At 69.8% G+C, this 12,013-nt stretch carries 7 protein-coding genes; 5 read left to right on the top strand and 2 right to left on the bottom strand.

Annotation, left to right across the window (positions count from 1 at the left end; translation table 11 throughout):
- The first annotated feature begins 85 nt into the window (after positions 1 to 85).
- The 5 genes from H1A17_RS00740 to H1A17_RS00720 all read left to right on the top strand — a co-directional run bounded on the left by H1A17_RS00740 (position 86) and on the right by H1A17_RS00720 (position 7,936).
- On the top strand, positions 86 to 1,177 hold the full coding sequence (locus H1A17_RS00740; RefSeq protein WP_309236651.1) for an ROK family transcriptional regulator: 1,092 nt from the start codon (positions 86 to 88) through the stop codon (positions 1,175 to 1,177).
- A gap of 470 nt (positions 1,178 to 1,647) precedes the next feature.
- On the top strand, positions 1,648 to 3,036 hold the full coding sequence (locus H1A17_RS00735) for a glycosyl hydrolase (protein WP_228542669.1): 1,389 nt from the start codon (positions 1,648 to 1,650) through the stop codon (positions 3,034 to 3,036).
- A gap of 47 nt (positions 3,037 to 3,083) precedes the next feature.
- Positions 3,084 to 4,565, top strand: coding sequence for a lectin (locus tag H1A17_RS00730; RefSeq protein WP_228542668.1), 1,482 nt, complete (start codon positions 3,084 to 3,086; stop codon positions 4,563 to 4,565).
- A 430-nt stretch (positions 4,566 to 4,995) separates the two neighbouring features.
- Positions 4,996 to 6,417 carry a ricin-type beta-trefoil lectin domain protein gene (locus tag H1A17_RS00725; protein ID WP_307826171.1) on the top strand — a complete coding sequence of 474 codons (1,422 nt, stop codon included), beginning with the start codon at positions 4,996 to 4,998 and terminating at the stop codon, positions 6,415 to 6,417.
- 67 nt (positions 6,418 to 6,484) lie between these two features.
- Positions 6,485 to 7,936, top strand: a complete 1,452-nt coding sequence (locus H1A17_RS00720) for a ricin-type beta-trefoil lectin domain protein (protein WP_228542667.1) — start codon at positions 6,485 to 6,487, stop codon at positions 7,934 to 7,936.
- 299 nt (positions 7,937 to 8,235) lie between these two features.
- On the opposite strand, the gene H1A17_RS00715 is transcribed toward H1A17_RS00720, so the two are convergent.
- Positions 8,236 to 10,320 carry a beta-galactosidase gene (locus H1A17_RS00715; RefSeq protein ID WP_194820754.1) on the bottom strand — a complete coding sequence of 695 codons (2,085 nt, stop codon included), beginning with the start codon at positions 10,318 to 10,320 and terminating at the stop codon, positions 8,236 to 8,238.
- A gap of 179 nt (positions 10,321 to 10,499) precedes the next feature.
- On the bottom strand, positions 10,500 to 11,984 hold the full coding sequence (locus H1A17_RS00710; protein ID WP_194820753.1) for a cellulase family glycosylhydrolase: 1,485 nt from the start codon (positions 11,982 to 11,984) through the stop codon (positions 10,500 to 10,502).
- Between the last annotated feature and the right edge of the window lie 29 nt (positions 11,985 to 12,013).

The following is a 12,013-nucleotide window of genomic DNA, read 5'->3' as shown; positions in this document are numbered from 1 at the left end:
TTCCTTGACATCATCAACAAATTTGTCCAAGATGTCCAGTGTGCTGTCCGATGCGCATCTGACCGAGGGCATGCGATCGGTTTTCGTGGAACTGCTCGTACACGGGCCGCTGTCCCGGGCGGAGGCGGCACGCCGGTTGGACCTCTCACCGTCCGCCGTGACGAAGCTGACCAAACCGTTGCTGGAGAACGGCTACCTGCTCCATCAGCCGCTCGGCGACCGCAGCACGATGGGTCGCCCCTCGCAGCCCCTGGCGGTCGATCCGGCCCGCGCGGCGTTGATCGGGGTCAAGCTGACCGAGGACGCACTGTTCGCGGTCCGCACCGATCTTCGCGCCGAGATCCAGCACGAGCTGCGTCGCCCCCTGGTCAGCCACGCCGTCGACGACGTGGTGACCCGCATCGGCGACGCCGTGCGTGAACTGACCGGGTCGGGGCAGCCGGCCGCGGCCCTCGGGATAAGCCTGGCCGGCACGGCCTCCGGAGGAGACCCGGTCGTGCCCACCTCTCCGTTCCTGGGCTGGCGCAACGTGCCCCTGGGCGACCTCGTCGCGGCGGCCACAGGCCTGCCGGCGGTGGTGGAGAACGACGTACGGGCGCTGACCGCCGCCCAGCAGTGGTTCGGCGCCGGCGTGGGCCACAGCTCGTTCGCGCTGGTCACGGTGGGTGCCGGCCTCGGTTGCGGCCTGGTGATCGGCGACCGCCTCGTCAGTGGCGCCGGCCGGGGAACCGGTCTGGTGGGCCACCTGCCGATACACGACAACGGGCCACTGTGCGAGATGGGCCACCGCGGCTGCGCCCGGGCGTACGCCAGCTCGGCGGCGATCCGGCGGGCCGTCGCTGGCACCCTCGACCGTCCGGACCTGACCTTCGAGGCGTGCCTGGCGCTGGCGGGGGAAGGCCAGCCGGTGGCCCGGCGGATCTTCGAGGAGGCCGGCCGCGCCCTCGGGCAGGTGGTCGCCACGGTCGCCAACATCACCGGCGTGCAGCTGGTCATCCTGTCCGGCGAGGCGGTGGCGATGTACGACGTGTGCGCCGAGGCGTTCGACGCCGCGCTCACCGCGCACACCCACTGGACCTCGACGCCCGTCGACGTGGTGGTCAAGCCCTTCACCTTCAGCGAATGGGCCCGCGGCGCCGCTGTCATCGCCCTCCAGCACCGCATCCTCGGTCGCTGACGTCCATCCTCCGGGCGCCCGGCCAGGCGGATACCCGGCCGAAGTTTCTTGCCGTGTTCAACTAACTACGCCCCCAAACAGGGCCTTGCAGCGCCGCAACACATCGAAATACTTGACATCGTGTATGAATTAAGCACATGATTCCGGCATGTTAACCACGGCCTCGTCGCCGCAGCCCGGCGAATGGAGCCTGGGCACCGCGACGACTCCTGGGTGGCGCCCGCTGCACCGACATCCACACCGCCCCGACCGCAGCGCTGGAACCTTACCTGTTCAAGGCCCACCTCGGCGCGGCCCACAGGGTCAACGACACGCACAGCTCTCCCGGTAACTCGTATCGAGCTACCCGCACCTGTCCGCACTGCTCCATGGGGCCGGGCCACCGGGCACGTCCGGCTCCGTGGCTCACCACGTCACCACCCGCTGAGCCGGACGGGTTGGACGCCCCACGAAACCCGAGAGGAGAAGTCATGCGATGGAGGATCATGCTCGCCACGGCCATGGTGGCCGCGAGCGGGGGCGCGGCACTACTGGGGGCGGGCACCGCCTCGGCCGCAGTCGGTAGTCCGCTGGTCAGCGCCGCGTCGGGACGCTGCCTCGACGTGTCGGGCAACAGCCCCACGGCCGGCACCCCGGTCGCGATCTGGGACTGCAACGGGCAGCAGAACCAGGGTTGGGTCTTCACCGGCCAGGGTGAACTGCGCACCTTCAACGAGACCAGATGCCTGGACCTCTCCAACGCCACGGCCGGCACCCCGCTCACCATCCAGAACTGCACCGGCCAGACCAACCAGAGGTTCCGGTGGAACACCAACGGCAGCATCACGGCCACCCAGTCCGGCCTGTGCCTCGACGTCGAGGGAAACAACCAGGCCAACGGCACCCGGGTGGTGGTCTGGGGCTGCAACGGCCAGCCCAACCAGCGCTGGAGCCAGTCCGGCGGGCCGACCACCCCGCCCACCACCCCGCCGACCACGTGCACCGCCACCCCGGTCGATCCGCAGGCCACCACCCAGGCTCGGAAGCTGCTGTGCTACCTCTACAGCCAGTACGGCAACCACATCCTGTCCGGCCAGCGGGAGACCAACGGCAGCGAGGCCGAGTTCAACCACATCCTGACCAACACCGGTAAGCAGCCGGCCATCCGCGGCCTCGACATGTGTGACCGCCCCGGGGCCGTCGACCGGGCCCTCGCCTGGTGGAACGCCGGCGGCATCCCGTTGATCGGCTGGCATGTCGGCGCGCCCGCGACCAGCTCCTGCAACTACGGCGGCACCGCGTCCATCAACGCCACCCTCACGCCCGGCACCGCCGAGAACCGCTCCTATCTCGCCGAGCTCGACGCCGCGGCAGCCCAGTTGCAGCGCCTGCAGTCCAACGGCGTCGCTGTGCTGTGGGCGCCCTATCACGAGGCCGGCGGCACCTGGTTCTGGTGGAGCAAGGAGGGCGGCAGCCAGTACCAGCGGCTGTGGCGGTTCCAGTTCGACTACTTCACCCGCACCAAGGGCATCCACAACCTGGTCTGGTTGCACCCGTACAACGGCGAACCCAACGCCTCGTTCTACCCCGGTAAGCAGTACGTGGACATCGGTGGCGCCGACACCTACGCCAACGACCACAACCCGTTGACGCCGCTGTTCAACCGCACCCGCGACATCGTTGGCGGCACCGTCCCGATCGCCCTGCACGAGAACGGCCCCATCCCGGATCCCGACCAACTCCAGTCCACCGGCACCCGATGGGTGCTGTTCAGCACCTGGAACGGCAGTTGGCTCACCAACCAGGACATCCCGTTCCTGCGTCGCGTCTACAACCACAGCTATGTCGTCACCCGCGACGAGGTTCCCAATCTGCGGTGATCCCGTCCCCGTCGAACCCGATCCGTCCCTCACCCCGGAGGCCCTCCATGACGATCACTGCCCATCCCATCCCGGTGGTGCGGCGCCGCCGCACCCGGTGGATGAGCCTGGTACTCGCCGCGGTGACAGCTGGCAGCGTCAGCGTGTCCGCGCTCTGGCTGACCGCGGGCGATGCCGAAGCCGCGTCGACCGGACGACTGGTCAGTGCCGCGTCCGGGCGCTGCCTCGACGTCGTCGGCAATGCCCCGACCACCGGCACCCGCGTGCAGATCTGGGACTGCAACGGCCAGGCCAACCAGACCTGGACTTTCACCGATGCCGGTGAGCTGCGAGTGTTCAACAACAGCCTCTGCCTGGACGCCGAGGGTGGCCAGACCAGCCCGGGCACCGCTGCGGTCATCTGGTCCTGCACCGGGGCGGCCAACCAACGATGGCGGCTGAACTCCAACGGCAGCATCACCGGCGTGCAGTCCGGGTTGTGCCTCGACGTCTCCGGTGCCGCCACCACCGCCGGCACCCTGGTCGCCCTCTGGAACTGCAACGGCCAGGCCAACCAGCGCTGGTCGCAGACCGGCGGCAATCCGACCACCCCGCCTACCACCCCGCCGACCACCCCGGGTAGCTGCGCCGTTGCCCCGGTCGATCCCAACGCCACCGCCGCCGCGCGCCGGCTGCTCTGCTACGTCTACAGCCAGTACGGCAACCACATCCTGTCCGGGCAGCAGGAGTCCACCTGGGTCAGCGGGCCGGACTACGAGATGAACATCATCCGCAACGCCTCCGGCAAGTACCCGGCAGTCCGCGGCCAGGACATGGGTGACGCCCCGGACTTCGGTGCCCGTGGGCTGGCCTGGTGGAACGCCGGAGGTATCCCGATGGTCGGCTACCACATGGGCTCGCCCGCGCAGAACACCGACGGCTACAACGGCTCCCTGATGCGGGCGAACATCAACGCGGCACTGACCTCCGGCACCGCCGACAACGGCCGGCTCAACCAGCGGCTCACCGCCTGGGCCAACCAGTTGAAGGTCATTCAGAACGGTGGCGGCGCGGTCCTGTTCCGCCCCTGGCACGAGGCCAGCGGCACCTGGTTCTGGTGGAGCATGGAGGGCGCCGGCCAGTACAACCGGCTGTGGGTCTACACCTACAACTTCATGCGTGCCCAGGGGGTGCACAACCTGGTCTACCTGCACCCGTTCAACGGCTCCCCCAGCGCCGCCTGGTACCCCGGCAAGCAGTACGTCGACATCGGCGGCGCCGACACGTACGCCGGTGACCACGGGCCATTGACGTCGATGTTCAACGCCGCCCGCAGCGTGTACGGCGGGACGATCCCGATCGCGTTGCACGAGAACGGCCGCATCCCCGACCCGGCGCAGTTGCAGTCCTCCGGTGCCCGGTGGGTGCTGTTCAACACCTGGCACACGAGCTTCATCAGCGACGGCAGCACGAACCCGCCATCCTTCATCAACACCGTCTACAACAGCTCGTACGTGGTCACCCGCGACGAGGTGCCGAACCTGAGATGAGTGCGGCCCTCCGGGCCATGTCTGACCGGCATGGCCCGGAGGAGCCGTCGCCTCCTCGCCTCCTCGCCTCCTGAGCGACGGACCCGACCGTCCGGTGGGCACCGGGTGGGTCGTTTCCGCCCACCGGTTCCCGGGCGGGTGGAAACCGGGTCGCCGAAGGCGCGCCGAGAACGGACAGTCGTCCGGTGCGGGCAGCCGGATCGGCTGAGGCCAGCGCCACCCCGCCCGACTGCCACCGATCCGAAGCAACTACCGGTGGGCGTTCATCGGAGATCCGCCGGCAAGCGCCGGCCGTCACGGCGCCGGCCCCCTCTCCGGGCCGAGCCCGCAGCACGCAGGTGCCCCATTCGAAACCAATTCGCACTGAGGTCATCGCCGAAGGGCCGGTGGCCAAGGTGCGGAGCAGGATCCTACGAAAGGTGTGAACATCGTGAAAGCAGACGCGCGCGATGGACTCGGCGGGGATCTCCGGCCGGTGCCGGCCGCAGATCCCCGGTCCGGCATGCCGGACGGTGCCGGGGCCGGTCGGCAGGAACGCAGTTCCCCGCCCCGGCGGGGCTGGCGCATCATGGCGGGCGGGGCCGCGGCCCTGCTGGGCGTGGCGATGGCCGGAGCCGCAGTGGTGGGCAGTTCCCCCTCGGCTGCCGCGGCGTCGTACCAGCGGGGGCCGGATCCCACGGTGCAGAGCGTCGCCGCCAACCGCGGCACGTTCCCCACCGCGGAGATCACCGTGCCACGTGGTTACGGCTTCAACGGCGGGAAGATCTACTACCCGACCGACACCAGTCAGGGGACCTGGGGCGCGATCGCGGCGGTACCAGGTTACACGGCATCCTGGGCTGCCGAGGGTGCCTGGATGGGGCCCTGGCTGGCGTCCTTCGGCTTCGTGGTGATCGGCATCGACACCAACAGCCCCACCGACTTCGACACCGCCCGGGGCACCCAGTTGCTGGCCGCGCTGGACTACCTCACCGGGCAGAGCGCGGTCCGTGACCGGGTCGACCCCAACCGGCTCGCCGTGCTCGGTCACTCCATGGGCGGCGGCGGCGCCATCAGCGCCGCCATGCGGCGTCCCACCCTCAAGGCGGCCATCCCCCTCGCCCCGGCCTCGTTCTCGCAGAACCTCTCCACCGTGCGGGTACCCACGCTGATCATGGGCGCCCGGGACGACGGCACGGTCACCCCGTCCTCGATCAACAGCTTGTGGGCCACCAAACCGGCCACCACGAAGGGCGCCTACGTCGAGCTCACCGGTGGCGGCCACGGATTCCCCACCTGGGGAAACTCCCAGGTGACCCGACGGGAGATCCCCTGGCTGAAAATCTTCCTCGACAACGACAACCGCTACACGCAGTTCCTGTGTCCGTCACTCGCGGACAACACCGGAGTCTCCCGGTACCTCAGCGAATGCCCGTACGGATCCACCGGCCAGCCGACGTCTCCGCCGTCCACCCCGCCGCCGACCTCCGGCGGGCCGGTCCGCGCGGTCGGCGCGGGCAAGTGCCTGGACGTGCCCAACGCCTCCCAGACCAACGACACCCAACTGGCGATCTGGGACTGCAACGGCGGCACCAACCAACGCTGGACCCGCACCGCCGGCAAACAACTCACCGTCTACGGCAACAAATGCCTCGACGCCGCCGGTCAGGGCACCACCAACGGCACCCGGGTCATCATCTGGGACTGCACCGGCACCGCCAACCAGCAATGGAACGTCAACGCCAACGGCACCATCACCGGCGTCCAGTCCGGCCTCTGCCTCGACGTCAGCGGCGGCTCCACCGCCAACGGCGCCCTGACCCAACTCTGGGCCTGCAACAACGGCAACAACCAGCAGTGGCGCCTCGGATAGGCGGCACCCGGCAACCGGGGCCAGCACGGCGGCTGGATCACCATCGGCAACTGGCATGGAGGATGTCATGACTGTTCGTAGACGCCTGTGGCGTCTCGCCTCGATCGGCGCGGCCGTTACCGTGCTGCTGGGCTCACTGGGCGTCCATGTGGCCACCAGCGCACCGGCGCAGGCCGCCACCAGCCAGTTCCGCGGAGTCAACTGGGCGGACGCCAGGGACAACTTCCTGTACGACGAGAACGTCCCGATCGGGCTGTCCAAGTCGGACAGCTATGCGACCACCTACACGAAGGCCACCGCGATCCTCAGGGGATTCCAGGGCCTCGGCTCGAACACGATCCGGTTCGGGATCAACCCGCAGACCACGTCGTCCCCGTGGTGGGGCAGCCTGACGGCGGCGTACGACGCGGCCAGCGCGATGGGCATGAACGTGATGATCGCACCCTGGCCCCCGACCGGCGGCCGGATCAGCGACATGAACGCGTTCTACCGGATGTGGGACACGGTCATCGCCAAGTACGGCAGCAACAGCCGGTTCTACTTCGACATCGTGAACGAGCCGTGGGGGTACAGCGCGACCGAGTTGACCAATCTCGCGGCAGCGTTCCTGCAACGCTACTCGAACATCCCGCGCGGCCGGATCGTGGTGCCGGGGCTCTGGTCGGACATCGACCTGTGCGCCGTAGGGGCGGACTCCCGGTTGAACGGCACCCTGCTGTCGATCCACATGTACACCCTGGGGGGCGAGACCCACCCGACGGAGGCGGAGTGGATCAACAGCTTCAAGGCCCGCCTGTGCGGATACGCCGACCGCGCCATTCTCACCGAGTTCGGCGTGCCGATGAACACCGGCGTCAACTACAACGGGCCCCGCGACGGCAACAACAACGTGTCGTACTTCTACGCGCTCACCGACACGGTACGGGAGTTGGGCATGGGCTCGCTGGTCTGGACCGGCGTCAAGGAGGCCAACCAGACCCAGGGCCCCGGCCCCTGCTTCAACGCCTCCTGCGCCATCACGTCGCTGACCGGCAGCGGCACCAACCTGTCACTGACCGTCATCAACCAGTCCGGTCTCGACCGGCTCCGGTACGGCTGGAGACTCGACGGCCCGACGACGCCGCCGACCGGCTCCGGTAACGTGCTGCGCGGTGTCGGCTCCCAGCGGTGCCTGGACGTGCCCGGCGCCAGCACCACCAACGGCACGCAGCTGGCGATCTGGGACTGCACCGGCGGAAGCAACCAGCGTTGGGTCGCGCTGCCCAACGGCGCCCTGCAGGTGTACGGCAACAAGTGCCTCGACGTCCCCGGTCACTCCACCACCGCAGGTGCCAAGGTGCAGATCTGGGACTGCAACGGCGGTACCAACCAGCAGTGGACCCTCAACGGTGACGGCACGGTCGTCGGCCGCGAATCCGGGCTGTGCCTGGACGTGACCAGCGCGGGCACCGCGAACGGCAGCACCGTGCAGACCTCGAACTGCACGGGCGGCAGCAACCAGAAGTGGACCCGGCAGTAGTTCGCCGGCAACGCCGGGACCGGGTGCCGATTCGGCGCGGCACCCGGTCCCCCGCCGTCGTACCCGCCGGCCGTGCCGACAGGCGTCACCGACCCGGCGACGCCTGGCGGCACGGCCCCGGCGGAATCCCCGGCACTCCCTCCGGCAGCCAGCCGGCCGCTGCCACGGCCGGCACCGCCACCGGGGTCCCAACCCGCCCCCGGCGGTCGGCCCGTCCCACCCACGGCAGGGCGGCCACGGAATCGCCCCGGGTCTGGTGTCCCCCACCAGGCCCGGGGCGATCCGGTCCGCAGGACCGGTCAGTTCTCGACGAGGACGCGCACGTCCCACGCCCCCAGCGGCAGCTCGTCGCCCGCAGCGTATGAGGTGGCGTCGAGTACGTCGGTGACCGCGACCGGGACCCGGACATCCACCGGGGTGAACGACCAGTTGTGCAGGAAGCGCAACCGCTGCCCGGTGCGGGCGGTCGCTCCCGTGCTGGTCACGGAGTCGGGCACGGCGTACCACTGGTCCGACCGCTCGACGAGCAGCCAGCGCATGATGCCCCGGGCAAGGTCGACGTTGGGCAGCGCCCCGACGCACGTGACCCGTCCGCGTCCGGCCACCCTGGTGGTGACGGCCGCCCACTGCCCGAAGTGCGGGTGGTCGTACCCGGCCAGCACGGTGGCGTCCTCGGCGATCAGCGCGTCCAGCCAGCGGGTCGCGGCGGGCCGCCCCAGCAGGGTGAGTCCGGCGTCCCGCGCGGTCACCGGCACCTCGTCCAGCAGGTTGGCGGACTCCTCGTACCACGCTCCGGCGGCGTCGGCCAGGCGTCCGGGCTGCACGTCGACACGGGCCCGTGTCTCGCCGTCGCTGTAGCCGGTGCGCGGACCGACCACCAGGTGCCCGCCTGCGTGCGCGTACGCCTTCAGCCAGTCCAGGGTGGCGTCCTCGGCGACGTAGAGTCCGGGCACCACAAGCACCGGGTGACCCTCGACGGCCTGCTCGACGGGCTGCGCCACGAGCTGGCTGACGTGGACGATGCGGGTCTGCAGCCGGGCGTCGAACGCCCCGCGGTGGAAGGCGTCGAAGAACGCGTGATAGGAGTCGGTGTCGCCGCTGCCGTCCTGCCGGGCCAGCGGGGGGTGTTCCTGCATCAGCCACCGGGTGGGCAGGGAGTGCAGCAGGGTGACGTCGGCGTCGGGGATCAGCCCGGCGACGAGATCGCCGGCGGTGCCGAGTTCCTGGCCGATGCGGGCGATCTCCCGGTAGGCGCGTCCGGGCCGTCCGCTGTGCGGGATGATCCCGCCCCAGCTGGTCTCCGCGCCGGCGTGGATGGTGTGCCAGTGCCAGTATTCGATCATCTGCGCGCCGCGGCTGACGAGGGCCCAGGCGGCCTGCCGCCACTGCCCGTCGTAGGCGGCGCGGCTGTGCGGGGCGATCCGGTGGTTGGCGTTGGTCTCGGTGACCAGGAAGGGTTCCTGGCGCGAGCTCCACATCCGGTCGGCGTGCTGGTGGATCGTCCAGGCCCCGTTGCCCACCCGGTCCGGCGGCGGCGTACGGGGGTCGGGGAGCGTCAACGCGTCCTGCGGCTCGTAGTAGGCGTTGCCCGCGGTCACGTCGAGCCGGGCTGCCAGCTCGTCGTCCTCGACCGCCGGCCGCCCATAGTCGATGCACGTGGTGACGAACTGTCCCGGGCTGGCGTACTCGCGCACGATGCCGGCCTGCCAGGCGATGAACTCCGTGGTCAGCCGCGCCTGGAAGCGCCGCCATGCCAGCGAGTACTGCGGATGGGTGTTGCCCTCCGGCCGCCACAGGTCGGCCCAGGTCGTCAGCCGGTTCGACCAGAAGACCAGACCCCACTCCCGGTTCAGGGCCTCGACGCTGCCGTACGTGCGGCGCAGGTCGTCGACGAATCGTTGGAAGACGCCGTGGTTGCGGAACAGCCACAGGCCGGGTTCGTTGTCGACCTGGAACCCGATGACGGCCGGATGGTCGGCGTACCGGGCGACGACCGCCCGGGTCACGCGCTCGGCGTGGAACAGGAAGGCGGCATGGGTGTAGTCCGCCTCCTGCCGGCCGCCCCACCCCATCCGTTCACCCGTGCGGAGCTCCCCGGCGATCTCGGGGTACCGGCGGGCCAGCCACGGGGGCACCGAGTACGTCGGGGTGCCGAGGACCACGCTGATCCCGCGTTCGTGGGCGCCGTCGAGGACCGGCTGGAGCCAGTCGAGGTCGAACTGGCCGTCCTCCGGTTCCCACGTCGACCAGACCGACTCACCGACCCGGATGACGGTGAATCCGGCCGCGGCCATCAGGTCGAGGTCGGTCTTGAGCCGCTCGTACGGCTGGTACTCGTGGTAATAGGCCGCGCCGAACAGCACACGCGGTGGGAGGTCAGACATCGCCGATCCTCCCGGTCACCGCCGCCGACGGCCGTCGCACCTCGGACCCCGGATGTGTTGCCCCCGGCGTGTTCGGTGACGTCAGTCGAGATTTCCTGCGCATGCCATCCCCTCGGGATACGGGTGGGTGGGTCGTCGGCCGGCCAGCGCCGCGAGCGCTGGCCGGCCGACGAGATTGCTCAGAGATAGGGGCTCTGGGTCAGCAGGTGGGCCTTGAAGCCCTCGCCGATGCCGGGCTCCGGGGTGCCGGCCCAGTCCTTGATGAGCACGGCGCCGCCGGTGCAGCCCCACGGGTTCCAGGTCCAGGCCAGGTAGCTCAGGTCGTGCTCGTCGGCCCAGTTCACCAGTCGCTGCATGTAGTCGAAGCCGCAGTTGTCCTGGCCGAACTCCCCGATCACGATGGGCACCTGCTGCGCCAGCGGAGCGATCTGGCTGTCCCAGCAGGACTCGGTGGCGCAGGCGTTGAAGCTGTACGCGTGCCACGAGGCGGCCAGGTTGTTCAGCGGGTCGTTTGGCTTGTAGGTCAGCCACTCCCGCAGGTCGTTGGTCCATTCCAGACCGCTGATCATGAGCAGGTTGGTGGCACCGGTGGCGCGGACCGCGTCGACGAGGTCCTGCATGCCCGCCACCTCGTACGGCAGGCCGGCGCAGCTGCCGCCGTCACGTAGACACTGCCAGCCCAGGGTCTTGTTCCAATCGGCGGGCATGTCCGGGTAGGGCTCGTTGAACAGGTCGAAGACGACCGCGTCGTTGCCCTTGAACGCGTTGGCGACGCCCGTCCAGAACTGCGGGGCGTACCGCGCGTCCGGCATCGGCTTCTGGCAGGTGGCATGCTCGTCCTTGCAGTGCCATTCCGGGCTGTTGGGGTAGGCCCCCCAGGTCCAGTGCAGGTCGAGGATGACGTTGATGCCGTTGGCGACGAGCCGGTTCACGTAGTCCTTGACGCCCTGCTGGTAGGTGACGCCGCTGGGCGAGCCGTTGACGCCGAGCCAGCATTCTTCGTTCAGCGCAACGCGCACGGCGTGGATGTTCCAGGTCTTCATCGCATCGATCGAGGCCTGGTCGACCGGTCCGGAGTCCCAGAGGCCCTTACCCTGCACGCAGCCGAACTCCCCGCCGGACCGGCTCACGCCCAGCAGCCGGTACGGCTTGCCCGCCGTGGTGACGATCGTGTTCCCGGACACCCGCAGCGCCGGTGCCGACCCGCTGGTCGGCGGCGGGGTGGTCGGCGGCGGGGTCGGTGTGGTCACCGACCCGGTGCACCTGGTGCCGTTGAGCGTGAACGATGCGGGCACCGGATTCGCGCCGCTCCACGAGCCGCCGAACCCGATCGAGGTCGAGGCACCGGTGCCCAGTGCGCCGTTCCAGCTCATGCTGGCGGCCGTCACCCGGGTGCCGGCCTGGGTCCAGGTGGCACTCCAGCCCTGGGTGACCTTCTGGCCTGCGCCGGGGAAGTCGAAGGTCAGCTTCCAGCTCGACACCGCGTCGCCGAGATTGGTGACGGCGACGTTGGCGGTGAACCCGCCCGGCCACTGGCTCTGCACCGTGTAGGTGACTGCGCAACCGGTGGCGGCCGCCGCAGCGGAGGGCGTGGACGTTGCCATGCCGCCCAGCATCAGCACACCGGCGGTACCGGTGGCCAGCAGTGCATGTCGATGTTTCATCTGATCTCCTCGTGCTGGTGAGAGATCGA

This window comes from Micromonospora sp. S-DT3-3-22 (assembly GCF_015354745.1).
GTDB lineage: Bacteria > Actinomycetota > Actinomycetes > Mycobacteriales > Micromonosporaceae > Micromonospora > Micromonospora wenchangensis.
This window is presented reverse-complemented; position numbering and strand designations above follow the sequence as displayed.